The sequence below is a fragment of the Aureimonas glaciei genome, assembly GCF_014643375.1.
GTDB classification, from domain to species: domain Bacteria; phylum Pseudomonadota; class Alphaproteobacteria; order Rhizobiales; family Rhizobiaceae; genus Plantimonas; species Plantimonas glaciei.
Genome location: NZ_BMJJ01000001.1, coordinates 478,574 through 498,122, shown reverse-complemented (window position 1 = coordinate 498,122; position 19,549 = coordinate 478,574). Strand labels below are relative to the sequence as shown.

The following is a 19,549-nucleotide window of genomic DNA, read 5'->3' as shown; positions in this document are numbered from 1 at the left end:
CTCCCCCTACAGCCGCTCCGGGTCGATCGTGAACAGCTCCTGCGCCCTGCCGACGCCGCGCAGGGCATAGCGGCCGACCGAGACGAGGTCGTTCCGCTCGGGCGCCGGCGTCGCGGCTTGAAAATCGGAGGAGACGAGGATGCCGCGGTCGACCGAGCGGCACATCGAGGAGATGCGGCTGACCTCGTTCACCGCCGGGCCGACGACGGTGAAGTCGAGGCGGTCGTCGCTGCCGATATTGCCGTAGGAGACCGGGCCGATGTGGAGGCCGAGGGTGACCGTCGTCACCGGTAGTCCCTCGGCGACGCGCCGCGCGTTCAGCGCCGCGACGCGGAAGCGCAGGTCCGCCTCGGCGGAAAGCGCGCAGCGGCAGGCCTCGGCCGGATCCTCGGCCTTGAAGATCGCCAGCACCCCGTCGCCGATCAGCTTCATCACGTCACCGCCGGCCGCATGCACGGCCGAGATCGCCGCGTCCGCATAATCGTTGAGGAGCGGGATGATCTCGCCGGGCTCGGCCGCGTCGGCGAGGGTTGTGAAGTTGTGGAGGTCCGAGAACCACAGCACCGCCTGGATCGTCTCCGTCACGCCGCGGGCGATGCGGCCGCTGAGGACGAGGCGCCCGGCATCGCGGCCGAGATAGACCTCGACCAGCGTGGCGGCGATGCGGGCGAGCGAGGCGCATTTTACCGCCAGCGCCAGCGCCGGCAGCAGCGCCCGGAGCGCCGCCAGCCCCTCCTCGCCGAAACCTTCGGGGTCGCGGGTGACCCAGTAGGAATAGAGGCAGTCCATCTCGCCGATGGCGGACTCGCCGGAAAAGCGGTGGACGAAGGCGATGTAGTCCGTGTGGCCCGCCGTCTTCAGCTCGGCGAGGTGCTTCCAGGGATGGGCATCCTCGGCGGCGATGCGCAGCCGGCACTCCTCCTCGCCGGCGCTGAGCATCCGGTAGAAGATGCTGGATTGCCAGTCGGCCGCGGCCTGGCCCGTATCGGTGCGGCCGTATTCGACCATCGGCTCCTCGGCGACGCCGTCATTGCGCCAGCGGAAGACGCGGCCCTCGTAGATCGGGTGCAGAGTGTCGATGATCAGCATCGCGCGCGACAGCGGCAGGCCCGCGGCCGCGCATTCGGCGCAGAAACCGTCGAGCAATGTGGTCTCACTGGCGCCGGCCAGCCCCTGCCGGGCGATCCAGGCGGCGACACGTTCGACATGGGGTTGCGTCATCTCGTCTTTCCCTGCGGACCGGGATATCACCCGCGCCCATCCCCATATGGGAAGAATGCGCCGGGGATCGATCGGCCCGCCTGCCGCCTTTCCCCGGCGAGCGATTTTGACGGAGCGGACGAGACATGCTTCACATCCCGGCCATGGGGCAGAGACGCATCGATTTCATGGAGCCGGCGGAAGCGGCAGGGCGGCTTCGCGGCCTCGGCGGCCTCGCCTTCCTGGACAGCGCCCTCCCCCATGGCGCGCTCGGCCGCCATGCCTATGTCGCGGCAGCGCCCTTCGCCGCCTTCACCGTCGACGCGGAAGGCGCGTGCTTTGCCGGCGAGCGCCTGCCCGGCCCGCCGCTCGAGGCGCTGCGCGCCGTCCTGCGGCGATTCCCGCTGGTGCCGGCGGCCGGCCTGCCGCCCTTCCAGGGCGGCGCCATCGGCGTCTTCGGCTATGATTTCGCCCATCACCTGGAACGGCTGGCGAGCCCTGGCGATCTCGATCCCTCGGAGCCGTCGCTGCGCCTGAATTTCTACGACACGATCCTCGCCTTCGACCTTGTCGAGCGCACGGCCACGATCCTCTCCTCCGGCCATCCCGAAACCGGGACCGAGGCCCGGCGCCGGCGGGCCGAGCGGCAGACGGACGCGTTTCTCGCCGCCCTCGCGCAGCCGCAGGACAATGCCGTGCCGGCCGGCCGCGGCGCCGCCCTCGACTGGACGTCGAATTTTACGCCCGAAAGCTACGGCGCGGCGATCGGAAAAGTGCGCGACTACATCCTGTCCGGCGACATCTACCAGGCCAACATCGCCCAGCAGTTCACCGCGCCCCTGCCGGAGGATTTCGACGCCTTCGCCTTCTACCTCCGGCTGCGTGCCGAAAACCCCGCGCCCTTCGCCGCCTTTCTCGACTTTCCCGGCCTCACCATCGCCTCCTCCTCGCCCGAGCGATTCCTGAAGCTCGGCGGCGCCGACGTGGAGACCCGTCCGATCAAGGGCACGGCGCCGCGCTCGGCCGATCCGGACGAGGACCGCGCCTTTTCCGAAGGGCTTCTCGCCTCGGAAAAGGACCGGGCCGAGAACGTGATGATCGTCGATCTCCTGCGCAACGATCTGGCCCGCGTGGCGACGCCCGATTCGGTCGAGGTTCCCGTGCTCTGCGGCCTCGAGACCTATGCCTCGGTGCATCACCTGGTCTCGGTGGTGACGGCAAAACTGCGCGAGGGCATGGACGGGCTCGATCTCCTCGCCGCCGCCTTTCCCGGCGGCTCGATCACCGGCGCGCCGAAGCTGAGGGCCATGGACATCATCACCGAGATCGAGGACCGGGCCCGCGGCACCTATTGCGGCTCGATCGGCTATCTCGGCTTCGACGGATCGCTCGACCTCAACATCGCCATCCGGACCGTGACGCTGCAGAACAATCGAGCGACGCTGCAGGCCGGCGGCGGCATCACCATCCTCTCCGAGCCCGAGGCGGAATATGCGGAGACTTTTGCCAAGGCGGCGCGTGTGTTTTCCGCCTTCGGGGGAAAGACGTGATCCTCGTCATCGACAACTATGATTCCTTCGTCTTCAACGTCGCGCGCTATCTGGAGCGCGCCGGCGGGCGCACCCATGTCGTGCGCAACGACGCCATCGACCTCGCCGGCATCGAAGCGCTTTCCCCCCGCGCCATCGTCGTCTCGCCCGGTCCCTGCACCCCTGACGAGGCCGGAATCTCGCTGTCTGTCGTCGAAGCCCTGTCGGGCACCGTGCCGCTGCTCGGCGTCTGCCTCGGCCACCAGTGCATCGGCAAGATCTTCGGCGGCACGGTCGAGCGGGCGCGGCGGCCGCTGCACGGCCGCGCCTCGACCCTCGACCACGACGGCGCGGCGCTGTTTGCCGGCCTTCCCAGCCCGATGCAGGCCGGGCGCTACCATTCGCTGATCGTCACCGAGACGGCGGCGATGGCGGACGCCCTCGTCGTCGACGCCCGCTCCGAGGAGGGCGAGGTCATGGCGCTCCGGCACCGCAGCCACCCGACCTACGGCATCCAGTTCCACCCGGAATCGGTGCTGACCGAACACGGCCTGCCGTTGTTTGAAAACTTTCTCGATCTTGCGGAGCGCTGGCATGCAGACCGTCTGGCTTGACGGCGATTTTCGCGACGCGGCGGGCGCCGTCGACGCGGGCGATCGCGGGCTTCTTCTCGGCGACGGCGTCTTCGACACCGCACTCGTCGTCGGCGGCACGGTGTTCCAGGCGGAAAGGCACGTCGACCGGCTGATGGCGGCGCTCGCCGTGCTGCAGATCCCGCTGGAGCGGTCGCGGATCGAGAGCGCGATGGCAGCGCTCGCCGAGCGCCAGCAGACCGGGTCGATCCGCCTCACGGTGACGCGCGGCCCCGGCCCGCGCGGCCTCGGCCTGCCGCCCGAGCCGAGACCCATGCTTCTCGGCACCAGCGCCCCGCTCGCGCCGGCGCTGATGTTTGCGCCGCAGCGCCTGGTGATTTCGCCCGTCCGCCGCAACGAGACCTCGCCCCTGTCGCGGCTGAAGGCGCTCGGCTATCTCGATGCCGTGCTGGCGCTCGAGAAGGCGAAGGAGGAGGGCGCGGACGACGCGCTGTTCCTCAACAGCCGCGGCATGGCCGCCTGCTCGGCGCTCGCCAACCTCTTCGTCGTCGACGGTTTCGAGCTTCTAACGCCGCCGCTGAAGGACGGCGTCCTGCCCGGCATCACCCGCGCCTGGATCGTCGACAATGCCGAAAATTTCGGCCTGAGGCCGCTGGAGCGCTCGATCACCGCCAAGAAGCTCGATGCCGTCGACGGGCTGTTCCTGTCGAACAGCCTGCGGCTGATGGCGCCGGCGGCGCTGCCCGGCGGGGCGGCTGACATTCCGGAAACCGTCCGGCGGCTGATGGAGGGGCTGTGCGAGGCGATCGCCGCCGAGTGCGGCACCGACCCGCGCGCGCTCGGCGCCCAACTGCCGCGCGGCTGATCAGCGCCGCCCGGCGCCGCCGGCGAGCAGCCAGGCCGGATCGAACCAGGTATCGGCCGGGCCGTCATAGGGCATGCGGTTGATGTCCCAGTGGCGGACGTATTTGGAATAGACGTCCCACACCCTTGGGCCGCCGCCGATATAGACGACGCGATCGGGAAAGCGCGCCAGCACCTCCTCGGGATCCTCGTGCGAGCGGATCTCGACGATGGTCCGCGTCTCAGCCACGAAGGCGGGAAAGGAGGCGACGGTGCGCGGGCCGGCGATGAGGACATGGCCGCGCGAGACCTCGAAAAAGCGTTCGACGTCCTCCACGAAGGGCCGCCCCGGATTGCCTTCCCAAGGCAAAACGCCGTCGAGGCCGAGCTGGCCGCTTTGTCCGATCGCGCAGATGACCCGTATGTCCGCCATTCCCATCCCTCGTCACTCGTCCGTCGTCCACCATCCCTAGCGTCGGAGACGGCCTCGCGATACCGGGGACTAGCACCGGTGCGCGGAGGTCGGCTTTGCCGATCATCCCGATTTGATCAATATGCCTGCTAAAATTCTTTAGCTTAACATAGTTTATGGAACGGCCCCGGGGTTCGGCACATAACTTCAGCATGATCGACCGGCAAAGCCTCTCAGACAGTTCCAACAGCGGCGGACTGCTCACACTCCCGGACAAGGGCGGGGAGCGGATGGTCCCCACCCTCCTGTCCATCGCGAAGTCCACCCGCGCCTTCCTGATGCTGATGCTGACCGAGATCGATCTGCACCCGGGCCAGGACCAGCTCCTCCACCGCCTCGAACTCGGCGTTCCCGTCAGCGTCTCGGCACTCGCCGACCTTCTGGCGGTCAGGCCGTCGACGGTCTCCAAGATGCTGGATCGCCTGGTCGACAAGAACCTCATCGAACGGACCGCCCATCGGCAGGACGGGCGACGGACCATGGTGGTGCTGACGCCCGAGGGCGATCGGGTGAAGAACTCGGTCCAGGGAATCTGGAACCGGCTGGAAGCCGATCTCATCTCCGCCCTCAGTCCGCGCGAGGTCGAGACCCTGACGAGTGCGCTCGTCCAGGTCGATGGGCTCCTGACCGTCAAGCTGCGGCGCCTTCGCTGAGACGCGTTTCTGCTTCGGCGGATCGCCTCGCCCCTTTGACTCCGCCTCGCCATCTCGACTAGCTGCTGCAGGATGTCGGCAGGACATGAGGGGCCCATCGATGCAGTCTGAACCGTCCATGATCACCCTTCGCTCGTCGTCGCTGGCGGTGGAGATCATGACCGCCGGCGCCTCGGTCCGCTCCGTGCATCTGGCCGGCATCGGCCCTTCCCTGGTCGTCGGCGCCCATGACAGGGCGCATTACGGCGCCGCCAACCGATCTTTTCTCGGCGCCACGATCGGCCGCCACGCCAACCGGATCGCGCACGGCCGGTTCGAGATCGGCGGGCAGACGTTCCAGCTGTCGCTGAATGAGCCACCGCACCACCTGCATGGCGGGCTGACGGGCTTCTGGGCCCGCGACTGGTCGCTCGTCGCGGCGAGCGACACGCAGGCCGTTCTGCGCCTCGAGGCCGCCGACGGCGAACACGGCTATCCCGGCGAGGCTGTGGTCACCGCGACCTTCACCCTGGCGGACGACACCCTGCAAATCGTCTATCAAGGCGAGGTCTCGCGTCCGAGCGTGATGAACCTCACCGCGCATCTCTATTTCAACCTGTCGGGCGGGCCCACCACCCAGGACCACCGCCTGACGGTCGCCGCCGACGCCTATCTGCCGGTCGACGCCGGACTGATCCCGACCGGCGAGATCGCCCCGGTCGAGGGCACGGCCTTCGACTTCCGTTCGGGCCGGACGCTGTCCGAGGGGCCTTCCCTGGTCGATCACAATTTCTGCCTGAACGGCGGACGCCAGGCGGTGCCGCGCCCGATCGCCCGTCTCAGCAGCGAGGCGGGACGGGTTGCGGTCGAGATCGCCAGCGGCGAGGCCGGGCTGCAGGTCTATGACGGCGCAAAATTCGACGGCACCATTCTCGGCCTGGACGGGCGCGCCATCGGCCGCCACGGCGCCATCGCGCTTGAGCCGCAGGCTTGGCCGGATGCGCCGAACCAGCCCCTGTTCCCCGCCTCCCGCCTCGATCCCGGACAGACCTACCGCCATGAGAGCCACTATCGCTTCACCCGGCTCTGAGCGCCTGGCACCCCGCTGGGCGCCGCGCTCTGGACCCGCGCGGCGCGATCGGCCGCGTCGGGGCGCAGCATCCGGTCGCACGACCGGTCATACTATGGCTTCAAACAGGCGCTTGAGGTGAAAAGATCGCCTGCCACCGGGCGCCTCGTCGGCCGTCAAGGCTTTGGTCATCAGGCTCGGCCAATACAGGCGGCCGGAGTCACACATTTCGCCTGACGCTTGCTATGCAGTGCCCAGAATTGTGCATATGCTAAGACAGTGAGCAGACGCACAACGTGAAGAACAAAAGACGTGGATCGAAGACTTTTGCATACCCGACGCGCTGCTCTCAAACTCGGTGTCGCGGCCGTGGCCCTGGCCTGCGCCGGGCCTGCCGCCGCCCAGACGCCCCCCGCGGCACCGGCTCCCCCGGTCGAGCCGCCGCCGCCGAGCTCCCCGAACGTCGTCGAGAACTTCGATTTCGAGACGTTCTCGCGGATGATGCGGACACGCGCCGAAGCGCCCTATGTGGAACCCGCCACGCAGCTGCCCGAGGCCCTCGCCAATCTCAGCTATGACGAATACCGGGCGATCCGCTATCGCCCCGATCACGCTTTGTGGCTCGGCGACCCCAGCAATTTCCAGCTGCAGGCCTTCTATCCCGGTGGCATCGTGCGCGACACGACGCGGGTCTTCATCGGCGACGGCAAGCGGTTCGAGCTGAAGGGCTTCACCGGCGCCGACTTCGAATACCGCGCCCCGCTCGACCCGACCGTCTTCCAGGGGATCGACCTTCCCGGCGTGGCGGGATTCCGCCTGCACTATCCGCTGGAGCGACCGGACGTCTTCGACGAACTCGTCACCTTCCTCGGCGCCAGCTATTTCCGCGCGCTCGGCGCCGGCAATCGCTACGGCTTGTCGGCGCGGGGCCTGGCGGTCAACACGGCGACCTCGGCGACCGAGGAATTCCCGCGCTTCACGACCTTCTACGTCGTGCGCCCGACGCCGGGCAGCAACAGCGTTCGCCTCTTTGCCGAGCTCGACAGCCCGAGCCTTGCCGGCGCCTATTCCTTCACCATCACGCCGGGTCCGCAGACGCTGATCGACGTGACGGCGCGGCTTTATTTCCGTAACGCCGTCGAGCGCCTCGGCGTCGCGCCGCTGACCTCGATGTTCACCTATGGCGAGAACGACCGCCGCGGGCGCGACGATTTCCGGCCGGAAGTGCACGACAATGATGGTCTGGCCATCCACCGCAAGAGCGGCGAGCGCCTGTGGCGGCCCCTGCGCAATCCCCAGGAACTGGCGCTTTCCTATTTCCAGGAGACGTCGCCGGCCGCCTTCGGCCTGCTGCAGCGCGATCGCGACTTCTCGCACTATCAGGACGTCGAGTCGCGATTCGAGCTCCGGCCTTCCCTGATGATCGAGCCGCTCGGCGACTGGGGCAACGGCATGATCGAGCTGGTCGAGATCCCGACGCGATCGGAAACCAACGACAACATCGTCGCCTTCTGGGTGCCGGAGATGAAGCCCGAGGCGGGAAGCCAGTATGAATTCCGCTACCGGATGCGCTGGGGCCAGTCGGCCCAGTGGCCCGACGGGCTGGCCCGTGTCGAGGGGACCTATGCCGGCGTCGGCGGCAATCCGGCCGACGACACGCCGGCGACCTCGCGGCGCTTTGCCATCAACTTCGTCGGCGGGACGATTGCCAATCTTCCCGCCGATGCCGCCCTCGATACCATCATCGAGGTGCCGGACAATGCGCGGCTGATCCACAGCAGTCTCGAGCGACTTCCGGACGGCGGCTGGCGGCTGGCGATGGAACTGGAAAAGACGAATTCTGCCCCCACGGAACTTCGGGCGAAACTTTCCATGCTGCAACGCATTGTCAGTGAAACATGGCTCTATCAGTGGACAGGTACAGTATGATGAGCGACACCATTGCGATTGCTGCCCCCCAGGTAGCCCCAGCGATGCCGATGTCCCGGACCGTTCCGCCGGTCAGGAAGGCTAGCGCGCGCGGCGCCGGCATGCTGGTCCGCCGCCCCGATCTGGGCAATGACGAGGTTCTGGCCGCGATAACCGAAAGGCTCACCTTCGAGGGCCGGGATCCCCGGCACGCCGCTGGGGTCCTGAAGGCGGCCCTCGAGGGACGTCCGGTCGCGCTGGCGTTCTTGCGCCGGCTCGTCCTGCCTTCGCCCCGCGTGCCGTTGTCGATGCCCATCCAGGCGATCCTGCGCAGCACGCCGGAGAAGTCCGAGCAGCGCCAAGGCACCTCCGTCTGGAGCCGTTTTGTTTCCTTCGGCCAGTGATACGAATCGATTCAATTTGCCGCCTGGGCACTTTGCTGCGCGGTCTGGGCGTCTTGTCGAAGCCTGCTATTTCGCTATGAACATCGCCAAACGGCCGAGGCGGCGTGGACCGCTTCTTCGCGGTTTCATTGGGTGGACTACTGATTGATCGCGCTTCGTCGCCTCGTTTTCGCCCTGACGGCCGTGCTGCTGGCGCTGCTCGCCGGCGCCCTGTTCGCGCTGATCGTCACCGCGAGCGGCACCAGCCGCCTGCAGGTGCTTCAGGTCAGCCTACTGACGATCTGCTGCCTGTGGCTGGCCTGGGGATTCAACACCGCCGTCACCGGCATTCTGGCCGGCCGCGGGGAGAAGCCCCGTCCGATCCAGCTCCTGCCCGTCAGTCCTTCCCGGACGGCGATTCTCGTCCCCGTCTATAACGAGGACCCTCAGGCCGTCTTCGCGCGCATCGCCGCGATGATCGAAGGCCTCAGGTCGATCGGGCGTTTCGACGGCTTCGACTTCCATGTCCTCAGCGATTCGACCAAGGCGGAATTCGTCGAGGCCGAGCGGCGCGCCACCTTCGTGCTGGCGGCCGAGCTCGAAGTGGCGGGCCAGCTCTATTATCGCAACCGGACGAAGAACGTCGGCCGCAAGGCCGGCAATGTCGGCGATTTCGTCACCACCAGCGGCGGTGCCTACGACTACATGCTCGTGCTGGATGCCGACAGCCTGATGCGGCCGCAGACCATCCTCGCCATGGTCGCCCGCATGGATGCCGACCCCGAGCTCGGCCTGTTGCAGACCCAGCCGCTGATCATCGGCCGGCGCACCCTCTTCGGCCGCGCGCTGCAGTTCTCCGCGGCGCTCTACTCGCCGGTGTTTTCGCGCGGCATCGCCGCTTTGCAGGGTCGCGAGGGCCCGTTCTGGGGCCACAACGCCATTATCCGCGTGCGCGCCTTCGCCGCCTGCTGCGGCCTGCCGAGCCTGCCGGGCGTGGCGCCTTTCGGCGGCCACATCCTCAGCCACGATTTCGTCGAGGCCGCTCTCCTGGCGCGTGGCGGATACCGCGTCCGTCTCGATCCCGATCTGGAGGGCTCCTATGAGGAGGCCCCCTCGAACCTCCTCGAATATGCCAAGCGCGACCGCCGCTGGTGCCAGGGCAATCTGCAGCACGGCCGCCTGATCGCCGCGCCGCAGCTGAACCTGTGGAGCCGCATCGCGCTGGTCTGTGGCATCATGGCCTATGTCGCCTCGCCGATCTGGCTGATGTTCCTGATCGTCAGCCTGCTCGACCCGATCATCGCCGCGGAGCCGAACTATTTTCCGGCCGATTCGCTGTTTCCGGTGTTTCCGACGCCCGAGACCGGCAAGGCGCTGCTGCTCCTGCTCGGCATCTTCCTGCTGCTGCTCCTGCCGAAGACGCTGATCGCCTTCTCCACCGCTTTCGGCTACCGCCGCCGTTCCTTCGGCGGCGCCCTGAAGGTGCTGGCCGGCGCGACGGCGGAACTGGCCATGACCAGCATCCTCGCCCCGATCATGATGATGTTCCAGTCCAAGGCCGTCGGCGAAATCCTGGTCGGCGCCGACAGCGGCTGGCCGGCGACCGAACGCGAGGACGGCAGCCTGCCCCTGTCGGAGGCCTTCCAGGCGAGCTGGTACATGGTCATCACCGGCACGGCGCTGCTCGGCTCGACCTTCTTCTATTCCCCCAGCCTCTTCCTCTGGGTCTGCCCGATCGCCGTTCCGCTGATGTTGTCGCCGGTTCTCATCAGCCTTTCCGGCAATCCCCAGCTCGGCGATGCGGCCCGGCGCCTCGGTCTCTTCGCGACGCCCTTCGAACTCGCCCCGGAACCGGTGATCAAAGCTTCCGAGACATGGCGCAAGCGCCTGGAGGCGATCCTGCCCGGCCATGGTTCCGACACGACGCCCAGCCATGGTCATGGGCTGGCAGTTCCGACGGCCTGATTTCGCATCCCTATTGCGCTGAGCCGATGACCTTGCAGACGAACCCCATCCCGGCGACGGGACGCGATCACCGCGTCGACTTCTACCGCGGCATCGCGCTGGTGACGATCTTCGTCAACCACGTGCCGGGAACGCTGTGGGAGAATTTCACCGGCCGCAATTTCGGCTTTTCGGACGCGGCGGAACTGTTCGTGTTCCTGGCCGGATTCGCCTCCGCCTATGCCTATGGCAGACCGTTTCTCGGCGGCGACCGGCTCATGGCCAGCCTCCGCTCGGTCCGCCGAGCGGGGCTTCTCTATATCATCCACATCCTCGTCACCATGCTGGCGATCGGGCTGTTCGCCTGGGCGAGCCTGGCCTTCGGCCGCGGCGACCTGATGCAGCAACTCGGGATCGAGATGCTGATGTCGCATCCGGTCGAGGCGCTCCTGGCCATCGTCACGCTCGGCCTGCAGATCGGCTACGTCAACATCCTGCCGATGTATGCGGTGATCCTCCTGATGCTGCCGCTGATGCTGTGGATCGCCGGCGTGTTCGGACGCAATGCGATGCTCGCCGTCTCCGTCCTCGGCTGGATCGTCACCGGCGTCCTGCGCCTCGATCTGCCGATCTATCCCAATGAGGGCGGCTGGTTCTTCAACCCGCTGGCCTGGCAGGTGCTGTTCGCGATCGGCCTCTATTGCGGCCTCGCCAAATGGCAGCGCGGCTATGCCGTGGCCGCCAATCCCTGGCTCTACGGCGCGGCGCTGCTCTATCTCCTGTTCGCGTTCCTGATCATCCGCCTCGATGTCTGGGGCTTCGAGCGGTCGCTCGGCCTGCCCTTCCTGATCGGCGAGTTCGACAAGACCTATGTCACGCTGCCGCGGCTCTTGCATGTCCTGGCCCTCGTCTACGTCTTCGCCTATGCGCCCAGCACCTCGCCCCTCAGCCAGGTGTCGAAAGGCAATCCGCTCGCCATGCTCGGCCGGCATTCCCTGCCGATCTTCGCCTGCGGCACGCTCCTGGCGCTGGCCTGCCAGGTCGTCCGGCTCGACCGGGACGCCTCGCTGCCGTTCGACACCGCGTTGATCGGCCTCGGCCTCGCCCTCCAGTTCGCGCTCGCCCGCTATCTCGACTGGTGGCGCCTGGCGTCGCGTCCCGCCGCCAAGCCGCAGCCCGGCGCTTCGCGCCCGGCCGGCCAGCCGGCATCCCGGGTCTCCGGACACGGTCTGGCGCCCGCGCAGGCGGCCTCCCGCCGGTAATCCTGCCGCCTGAGCTTCCCCCCGCGCGTCGCACTTTCAGTTTGCCGAGGGATAACCGCCTCAGCCGATTGTGTTGGCCGGTGGAAGCTGGAATCGTCCCGCCGCAATCGTAAGGGGACATTTCCATTGGCAACACCGCACCACGCTCCATCGACCGATGGAGGCGGCTGGCTTTCCCGCTCCCGCACCGTCGCAGAACCCGGCTTCAACCGCTGGATGGTGCCGCCGGCGGCGCTCTGCGTGCATCTGTGCATCGGCCAGGCCTATGCGTTCTCGGTGTTCAACCTGCCGATGAGCAAGCTCGTCGCCATCCAGACCGCCGATCCGGCCCTCGCCGGCCAGCCCATCCCGGCGATCATCAAGGCGACGGAATCGGTTCCTGACGACTGGAAGCTGACCAGCCTCGGCTGGATCTTCTCGCTCGCCATCGTCTTCCTCGGCCTCTCCGCCGCCTTTGGCGGCGCCTGGGTCGAGCGGGCGGGACCGCGCAAGACCATGCTCGCCGCCGCGGCCTTCTTCGGCGGCGGCTTCATCGTCGCCGGCGTCGGCGTCGCCTGGCACCAGCTCTGGCTGGTCTATCTCGGCTACGGCGTGCTCGGCGGCTGCGGCCTCGGCCTCGGCTACATCTCGCCGGTGAAGACGCTGATGACCTGGTTCCCGGACCGGCCCGGCATGGCCACCGGCATGGCGATCATGGGCTTTGGCGGTGGCGCCTTCATCGCCTCGCCACTGTCCGTCTTCTTGATGAACCACTTCTCCACCGAGACGCATATCGGCGTCGCCGAGACCTTCTTCGTCCTCGGCGTGGTCTATTTCGTCTTCATGACCGTCGGCGCCATCATCGTGCGCGTGCCGCGGGCGGGCTGGGTGCCGGCCGGCTACGTCGCGCCGACGCGCTCCTCGGCCATGGTCACCACCGCCAACGTGCATGTCGACGAAGCGCTGAAGACGCGGCAGTTCTGGCTTCTCTGGGGCGTCCTCTGCCTGAACGTGACCGCCGGCATCGGCGTGCTCGGCCAGGCCTCGGCGATGATCCAGGAGATGTTCCCGGCCGTCGTCGGCCCCGATGGCCTGACGACCGGCGGCATCACCGCGGCGGCGGCCGCCGGCTTCGTCGGCCTGCTCAGCCTGTTCAACATGCTGGGGCGGTTCTTCTGGGCCTCGACCTCGGACTATATCGGCCGCAAGACGACCTACCTGATCTTCTTCGTGCTCGGCATCGCCCTCTACGCCTTCGTGCCGACGGCCGGGCAGATGGGCTCCGTCGCCCTGTTCGTCGCGGCCTATGCCGTCATCCTGTCGATGTATGGCGGCGGCTTCGCCACCATCCCGGCCTATCTGAAGGATGTCTTCGGCACGCAATATGTCGGCGCCATCCACGGCCGGCTGCTCACCGCCTGGTCGGTCGCCGGCGTCCTCGGCCCGGTGCTGGTGAACTACATCCGCCAGTACCAGATCGATTCCGGCGTCGCCAAGGCCGACGCCTATACGGTGACCATGTACATCATGGCCGGGCTTCTGGCCGTCGGCTTCGTGCTGAACCTGATGATGCGGCCGGTGAACGAGCGCCACCACATCGCCGTCACCCCGTCGCCGCAGCCGGCATGAGGAGCACCGACATGCAGAACGAAGCCATCACCACCCACCCGGTCAAGCTCGCCCTCGCCTGGGGTTTCGTCGGCATCCCGCTGGTCTGGGGCGTCTATATGACCCTGCAGAGCGCCATGGCGCTGTTCGGCTGAAAGCAGAACGAAGCGCCATTCTTCTCCCCACCGGGGAGAAGGTGGCCGCGCAGCGGCCGGATGAGGGGAACGCCGGGTCAGGGCAAGCGCAATCAGCACTGCTTCGGTTGCAACCGCCGCGTTCCCTGGACCCCCTCTTCCCGCTGCCGCGACCTTCTCCCCGGAGGGGAGAAGAAAGCAGCGTCGGCGGCATCGACCATAAAAAAGGGCACCCTCGCGGGCGCCCTTTTTGCAATTCGGAAGAGGCTTTTGCCTTACTTCATCACCGGCATCGAGAACTCGGCGCCGGCCTTGATGCCCGAGGGCCAGCGGCTGGTCACCGTCTTCACGCGCGTCCAGAACTTGATCGAGTCCGGCCCGTGCTGGTTGAGGTCGCCGAAGGAGGAGCGCTTCCAGCCGCCGAAGGAATGGTAGGCGAGCGGCGTCGGGATTGGCACGTTGATGCCGATCATGCCGATGTTGATGCGGCTGGCGAAGTCGCGCGCGGCGTCGCCGTCGCGGGTGTAGATGGCGACGCCATTGCCGTATTCATGCTTCATCGGCAGGTCGAGCGCCTCCTCGTAGTTTTTCGCCCGCACGACCGACAGGACCGGGCCAAAGATCTCCTGCTTGTAGATCTCCATGTCGGGCGTGACGTGGTCGAACAGGCAGGAGCCGACGAAGAAACCGTCCTCATAGCCCTGCATGGAGAAGCCGCGGCCGTCGACCTTCAGCTCGGCGCCTTCCGCGACGCCCTGTTCGATCAGGCCGAGGATTTTCTGCTGCGCCGCCTTGGTGACCACAGGGCCGTAGTCGGCGGAGAGGTCCGTGGCCGGGCCGATCTTCAGCGATTCGACCTTCGGGATGAGCTTGGCGATCAGCGCGTCGGCGGTCTCCGCGCCGACCGGCACCGCCACCGAGATCGCCATGCAGCGCTCGCCGGCCGAGCCGTAGCCCGCGCCGATCAGCGCGTCGACGGCCTGGTCGAGATCGGCGTCGGGCATGATGATCATGTGGTTCTTGGCGCCGCCAAACGTCTGGGCGCGCTTGCCGTGCTTCGTCGCCTCGGCATAGACATAGGCCGCGATCGGGGTCGAGCCGACGAAGCTGACGGCCGAGATGTCCGGGTGCTGCAGGAGGTTGTCGACCGTCTCCTTGTCGCCGTTGACGACCTGGAGGATGCCCTTCGGCAATCCGGCCTCCATCATCAGTTCGGCGAGGCGCATCGGCACCGAGGGGTCGCGCTCCGACGGCTTCAGGATGAAGGCGTTGCCGCAGGCAATCGCCGGGGCAAACATCCACATCGGGATCATCGCGGGAAAGTTGAACGGCGTGATGCCGGCGCCGATGCCGACCGGCTGACGGATCGAGTACATGTCGATGCCGGGACCGGCGCCTTCCGTGAACTCGCTCTTCATCAGGTGCGGGATGCCGATGACGAACTCGCAGACTTCGAGACCCCGGACGATGTCGCCCTTGGAATCCTCGATGGTCTTGCCGTGCTCAGCCGACAGCATCTCGGCCAGTTCCTGCATGTTGTCGTTCAAGAGCGCCACGAACTTCATGAAGATGCGGGCGCGGCGCTGCGGATTGGTCGCGGCCCAGGCCGGCTGCGCCGCCTTGGCGGCATCCACCGCGCTCTGCAGCTGCGCCGCGTCGGCCAGCGAGAGTTTTGCCGTTACCTGGCCGGTTGCCGGGTTGAAGATGTCGGCGGTACGGCTCGTCGTCCCCGCCACGCGCGCGCCGTCGATGAAATGTCCGATCTCGTCCATGTCTCTCTCCCGTTTTGATTTTCGCTGGGCTGCACTGTCGGCCAAGCCTGGACGAAATCAAGGCGGGCGCGCGCGCATCCATTGTGCGAGAATTGACGTCCTCTCTCGCTTCGAAAGTGATTTTCGTGAATTGGGACGATGTCCGCCTCTTCCTCGCCGTCGCCCGCGCCGGCCAGATCCTCGGCGCCGCGCGACGTCTCGGGCTCAACCACGCGACCGTCGGACGCCGTCTCGACCAGCTGGAGACGGCCTTGAAGACAAAACTTCTCGACCGCCGGCCGAGTGGCTGCACGTTGACCCCGGACGGCGCCGGGTTCCTCCTCGCGGCGGAGCGGATGGAGGCCGAGATGCAGGGCGCCCGTTCAGCGCTCGGCGGCGAGGGCGCCGGCCTTTCCGGCACGGTGCGGATCGGCGCGCCGGACGGGTTCGGCACCGCCTTCCTGGCGCCGCGGCTCGGCCTCGTCGCCGCGCGCCATCCCGGCCTCACCATCCAGCTCGTTCCGGTGCCGCGCGCCTTCTCGCTGTCGCGGCGCGAGGCGGACATCGCCATCACCGTCGAGCGCCCGGAGCAAGGGCGGCTGGTGGCGCAGAAGCTCGTCGACTATGCGCTCGGCCTTTATGCCAGCTCGGCCTATCTCGATGCGCATGGTCGGCCCGTGGACATGGCGGACCTCGGCGGCCACCGGCTGGTCGGCCATGTCGACGACCTCCTCTACAGCCCCTCGCTCGACTATGCCGCGGAGATCTTGGGCGACCGGCCGAGCCGGATCGAGATCTCCTCGGCGCTCGGCCAGACCGAGGCGGTGGCGGCGGGGGCCGGCATCGGCATCCTGCACCGCTTCATCGCGGCGCGACGACCGGAACTGGAGCGCGTGCTGCCGGCGCGGGAGATCCGCCGTGCCTACTGGCTGGTCTATCACGAAAGCGCCCGCGGCCTGCCGCGGATCGCCGCCGTCGCCGCGGCGATCCGGGACCTCGTCGAGGCCGAGCGCGAGATCTTTCTGTGAGGGGCGCACCGCCGTCCGACGGGGAAGGAAGGGCGTGATCCGCCGTTCGTTTGCCCTGGCGGCGTGGCCGAGGCAGACACCGGTCGCCGGGCACCGCCAGCGAGACGGTGCCGGGTTTACCCCCGGGCCGGTTGCGCCTATCCGGGGGCAACGCCGCCCCACCGGCCGGACCAGATCTTTCCCAGACAGAGGCACGCGGATGACCAGCAACCAGGACCACCCCTTCTTCCGGCCGCTCTGGCGCCGCATCGCCATCCTCGTCGTCACCGGCGTCTGGAGCGCGGTGGAGCTGTGGCACGGCGAACAGCTCTGGGCGATCCTGTCCCTCGGCGTCTTCGCCTATTCGATCTGGACCTTCTTCATCACCTATCCCAAACAGCCGCGCGACGGCTGACGCGGCCGCGCGGACCCGCCGCGACGAGCTGAAGCAGTGTAGCGAAGGGCGCGCAGGCCCGGATCGCCCGGTCCGGGACCGACGCTGCGAAGACAGGCACGGTGGGCGCGAGGATCCGGGGCAAGTCTGTCCCGTCACAGGCCGACGAGCCGAGCCCTCTAGCGGTCCGACGCCCGAAGCGCCTCGGGCAGCGTTTCCGCCTTCAGCCACGCCAGCGCCTCTGCCGCGGGCATAGGGCGGGCGAACAGGTAGCCCTGGCCGTCGGCACAGCCGGCCGCGCGGACCATGGCCCGCTGCGCCTCGGTCTCGATGCCTTCGGCGACGGTCGACATGCCGAGCCTGGCGGCCAGATCACAGATGGCCTTGACGATGGTCTCGCTGTTCTTGTGCTCCAGCGATCCCCGGACGAAGGACTGGTCGATCTTGATCGTGTCGAAGGGAAAGCGGGTGAGATAGCTGAGCGAAGCATAGCCGGTGCCGAAATCGTCCAGCGAGATTTTCACCCCGATGTCGCGCAGGGCGTTCAGCGTGCCGAGAACCGAGTGATCGTTCTGGATCAGCGCCGTCTCGGTGATTTCCAGGGTCAGCCGGCTCGGTTCGAGGCCGGAAAGGGTGAGGGCCTCGACGATCGAAGGACCGAGCTGCGGATCGACGAACTGGCGGGCCGACAGGTTGACGCCGATCCCGACGGCTTCGGGCCAGGCCCGGGCGACCGAGCAGGCCTGGCCGATCACCCAGCGGCCGATCGGCAGGATCAGGCCCGTCTCCTCGGCGGCCGGGATGAAATCGGCCGGAGAGACCATGCCCCGCAGCGGGTGGCGCCAGCGGATCAGCCCCTCGAAACTGCGGGTGAGCCCGGTCGTCAACGAGACGACGGGCTGGAAGTGCATCTCGAACTCGTCGTTGTCGAGCGCCGATTCGAGGTCCTTCGACAGGGTCTGCCGGGCGAGGTAGGCCACCTTCAGGGCGGGCTCGTAGAGGCGGATGTCGCCCCGACGATCGTCCTTCACCGCATAGAGAGCCAGGTCGGCGTTTTTCAGAAGGTCTTCCGGCGTATCGTCTCCTGGGCCGCACACGGCGATCCCGATGCTGACCGAACAGTTGACGAGCGTCCCGGCGATGTCGAAAGGCGTGCCGAAGGCGTAGCGGATCTGCCGCGCCGCGACCTGGGCGAGGGCCTGGGCGTGCGGTGAGCGGAAGATGGCGGCGAACTCGTCGCCGCTGAGGCGCGCAAACAGCTGCGCGTCCGACAGAAGCGGCGAAAGCCTTTCGGCCACCAGGCGCAGAAGACGGTCGCCGGCCGCATGGCCGAGCGTGTCGTTGACGTTCTTGAACAGGTCGAGATCCAGCATGACGACGGTCAGCGTGTCGTTCGGCTCGTCCTTGTCGAACTCGGCCGCCAGCGCGGTGCTGAAGTGCAGCCGGTTCGGCAGACCGGTCAGAAAGTCGATGGCGGCGCTGTCCTGCGCCTTGCGGCGGGTGCGCTTCAACAGGACGATGAGGACGATGCCGCAGGCCAGAAGCCCGAGGATCTCGGCCAGCAAGAGCCAGTAGATGTCGATGAGCTTCTGCTCGCTGGCTGCGATCCGCGTCGCCGCGGACGATGTGGTGAGGGCCGCGAGCCGCGTCGCCTGGACGTTCAGCGGCTGGAAGACCCTGAGCACTTCGACCGCGTCTGCCGCGCTCTGCAGATCCTGCATCCGCGGTGCCACCGAGGCGACGGCGCTGCGCATGCGCTCGATCAACTCCGTCGCTTCCGCGCTGTCCTGGCGCAGGCGGCGCGAGGTTTCCGTGCCGAGCACCTCCATCCGGTTCTCGATGATGGCAAAGCGCAGGGCCACTTCCGCGTCGGTGACGTCGCTTCCCGGCAGGAAGCGGGCGGCGATCGTCGCCTGCAGCCGGGTCAGTTCCGGAGACGTCGTCATCACCTCATAGATGACGTTGTTCTCCGCCGACATGGAGATGCCCTTCATGTACTGGGTACTGAAGAAGAGCATCGCCGCGGCCGCCAGACCGAGGGCGGCCGTCGTCACCAGGAGCGGCAGTTCCCACCGGTATTCGCGTTGCGCCCTGTGCCGTGGCGCCCGCAGCGGTTCCATCAAAGGATGTCGAGCCGCGCGATCTGCCAGGCACACCGCATGAAGACCGATTGCTGCTGGAGCTTGGGATGGCCGTCGAAGGGATAGAGAATGAACAGAGGCCCCTTGTTGCTGATCGGCATCGGTTTCCCATCGCGGCGCATGGCCAGGATGGCGCCCTCTTCGCGCAGGCCCTTCATCGGCACGTCGGCGACGTAGTCGTTGAGGGCCGTGGCACGGATCGTCGTCCCCGACGCGCCCACGGCCTCCATCAGAACGGCCAGCGGCACGCCTTCCCACATCGAGACGCCCTCGGTCCAGGGGGTCGACGTCGCGAAACTCTCCGTGCCCAGAGCCTCGAGCCCCTCCCGATCGAACACCGCCTCCGTGCCCTCGGTGGGACGGGTGATGCGGCCGCCGACGCGCAGCAGCGGCGCTCCCGGGGACGCGGCAAGCGCGGCCACTGAGGCGACAGGCGGGATGACGAGCACGCCGGCAGCCAGCGACAGAAGGCGCCGTCGGGAAATACTGCTGGCCATGGGGATACGCTCCTCCGTTGATCGCCAGCTCAACTTAGCGTCATTATTCTGAAGAAAGAGTGTTTGAATTGCTGCGAGGTCGATGAATAGCGGCTCGGCTGCCGAAGCAGTCGATCCTGCTTTGCCAGCGGGCATTGCTGACCACCTGCAGGTGGACTTGCCCAAATCTTGCCATTATTCATAGTGGCTCACTGAGCATCGGT

General features: G+C 67.5%; 18 protein-coding genes. 13 read left to right on the top strand and 5 right to left on the bottom strand.

All coding sequences use genetic code 11. From position 1 onward, the window contains the following. Positions 1 to 6: 6 nt before the first annotated feature. Positions 7 to 1,221: an adenylate/guanylate cyclase domain-containing protein gene (locus tag IEX88_RS02285; protein ID WP_188848929.1), complete on the bottom strand. Its 1,215-nt coding sequence runs from the start codon at positions 1,219 to 1,221 to the stop codon at positions 7 to 9. 125 nt (positions 1,222 to 1,346) lie between these two features. Between IEX88_RS02285 and pabB the strand changes: the two genes are divergently transcribed. Genes pabB through IEX88_RS02270 form a run of 3 tightly spaced genes read left to right on the top strand, consistent with a single transcriptional unit; the run spans position 1,347 to position 4,187 of the window. After that, positions 1,347 to 2,750: an aminodeoxychorismate synthase component I gene (pabB, locus tag IEX88_RS02280; RefSeq protein ID WP_373289533.1), complete on the top strand. Its 1,404-nt coding sequence runs from the start codon at positions 1,347 to 1,349 to the stop codon at positions 2,748 to 2,750. After that, positions 2,747 to 3,343 (top strand): anthranilate synthase component II, encoded by a 597-nt coding sequence (locus IEX88_RS02275; RefSeq protein WP_188848928.1) that lies wholly within the window; start codon positions 2,747 to 2,749, stop codon positions 3,341 to 3,343. The genes pabB and IEX88_RS02275 overlap by 4 nt, the downstream gene beginning before the upstream one ends. Further along, entirely contained in the window at positions 3,324 to 4,187 is an 864-nt protein-coding gene (locus tag IEX88_RS02270) for an aminotransferase class IV (protein ID WP_188848927.1), read from the top strand. The genes IEX88_RS02275 and IEX88_RS02270 overlap by 20 nt, the downstream gene beginning before the upstream one ends. Here the strand turns inward: IEX88_RS02270 and IEX88_RS02265 are convergent, their stop codons facing one another. Beyond that, positions 4,188 to 4,598, bottom strand: coding sequence for a dihydrofolate reductase (locus tag IEX88_RS02265; RefSeq protein ID WP_188848926.1), 411 nt, complete (start codon positions 4,596 to 4,598; stop codon positions 4,188 to 4,190). It lies immediately after the preceding gene. Between the two features lie 269 nt (positions 4,599 to 4,867). Between IEX88_RS02265 and IEX88_RS02260 the strand changes: the two genes are divergently transcribed. The 8 genes from IEX88_RS02260 to IEX88_RS27020 all read left to right on the top strand — a co-directional run bounded on the left by IEX88_RS02260 (position 4,868) and on the right by IEX88_RS27020 (position 13,577). Then, positions 4,868 to 5,290: a MarR family winged helix-turn-helix transcriptional regulator gene (locus IEX88_RS02260; RefSeq protein WP_244639767.1), complete on the top strand. Its 423-nt coding sequence runs from the start codon at positions 4,868 to 4,870 to the stop codon at positions 5,288 to 5,290. A 100-nt stretch (positions 5,291 to 5,390) separates the two neighbouring features. Further along, positions 5,391 to 6,359, top strand: a complete 969-nt coding sequence (locus IEX88_RS02255) for an aldose epimerase family protein (protein ID WP_188848925.1) — start codon at positions 5,391 to 5,393, stop codon at positions 6,357 to 6,359. A 348-nt stretch (positions 6,360 to 6,707) separates the two neighbouring features. Continuing rightward, positions 6,708 to 8,267 carry an OpgD/OpgG family glucan biosynthesis protein gene (locus IEX88_RS02250; RefSeq protein WP_244639766.1) on the top strand — a complete coding sequence of 520 codons (1,560 nt, stop codon included), beginning with the start codon at positions 6,708 to 6,710 and terminating at the stop codon, positions 8,265 to 8,267. Further along, a complete protein-coding gene (locus IEX88_RS02245) occupies positions 8,267 to 8,650 on the top strand; it encodes a hypothetical protein (protein ID WP_188848923.1) in 384 nt (127 codons plus the stop codon). The genes IEX88_RS02250 and IEX88_RS02245 overlap by 1 nt, the downstream gene beginning before the upstream one ends. A 144-nt stretch (positions 8,651 to 8,794) precedes the next feature. After that, positions 8,795 to 10,594 carry a glucans biosynthesis glucosyltransferase MdoH gene (gene mdoH, locus IEX88_RS02240; RefSeq protein WP_188848922.1) on the top strand — a complete coding sequence of 600 codons (1,800 nt, stop codon included), beginning with the start codon at positions 8,795 to 8,797 and terminating at the stop codon, positions 10,592 to 10,594. Positions 10,595 to 10,620: 26 nt separating this feature from the next. Then, on the top strand, positions 10,621 to 11,835 hold the full coding sequence (locus tag IEX88_RS02235) for an OpgC family protein (protein WP_373289532.1): 1,215 nt from the start codon (positions 10,621 to 10,623) through the stop codon (positions 11,833 to 11,835). 126 nt (positions 11,836 to 11,961) lie between these two features. After that, positions 11,962 to 13,443: an L-lactate MFS transporter gene (locus IEX88_RS02230; protein ID WP_373289531.1), complete on the top strand. Its 1,482-nt coding sequence runs from the start codon at positions 11,962 to 11,964 to the stop codon at positions 13,441 to 13,443. Between the two features lie 11 nt (positions 13,444 to 13,454). Beyond that, positions 13,455 to 13,577, top strand: coding sequence for an MFS transporter small subunit (locus tag IEX88_RS27020; protein ID WP_274604568.1), 123 nt, complete (start codon positions 13,455 to 13,457; stop codon positions 13,575 to 13,577). A gap of 254 nt (positions 13,578 to 13,831) precedes the next feature. Here IEX88_RS27020 and IEX88_RS02220 read toward each other — a convergent pair whose 3' ends face one another. Continuing rightward, positions 13,832 to 15,328, bottom strand: coding sequence for a CoA-acylating methylmalonate-semialdehyde dehydrogenase (locus IEX88_RS02220; RefSeq protein WP_188848919.1), 1,497 nt, complete (start codon positions 15,326 to 15,328; stop codon positions 13,832 to 13,834). 125 nt (positions 15,329 to 15,453) lie between these two features. Between IEX88_RS02220 and IEX88_RS02215 the strand changes: the two genes are divergently transcribed. Together IEX88_RS02215 and IEX88_RS02210 are read left to right on the top strand one after the other, a co-directional pair. After that, positions 15,454 to 16,335: a LysR family transcriptional regulator gene (locus IEX88_RS02215; RefSeq protein WP_188848918.1), complete on the top strand. Its 882-nt coding sequence runs from the start codon at positions 15,454 to 15,456 to the stop codon at positions 16,333 to 16,335. 199 nt (positions 16,336 to 16,534) lie between these two features. Continuing rightward, positions 16,535 to 16,729, top strand: coding sequence for a DUF3329 domain-containing protein (locus tag IEX88_RS02210; RefSeq protein WP_188848917.1), 195 nt, complete (start codon positions 16,535 to 16,537; stop codon positions 16,727 to 16,729). A 158-nt stretch (positions 16,730 to 16,887) separates the two neighbouring features. Here the strand turns inward: IEX88_RS02210 and IEX88_RS02205 are convergent, their stop codons facing one another. Both IEX88_RS02205 and IEX88_RS02200 read right to left on the bottom strand, forming a co-directional pair. Further along, complete coding sequence (locus IEX88_RS02205; protein ID WP_188848916.1) at positions 16,888 to 18,828, bottom strand: putative bifunctional diguanylate cyclase/phosphodiesterase; 1,941 nt, start codon at positions 18,826 to 18,828, stop codon at positions 16,888 to 16,890. After that, complete coding sequence (locus tag IEX88_RS02200; RefSeq protein WP_188848915.1) at positions 18,828 to 19,346, bottom strand: putative pterin-binding protein; 519 nt, start codon at positions 19,344 to 19,346, stop codon at positions 18,828 to 18,830. Before IEX88_RS02200 ends, IEX88_RS02205 begins: the two co-directional genes overlap by 1 nt. Positions 19,347 to 19,549 lie beyond the last annotated feature (203 nt).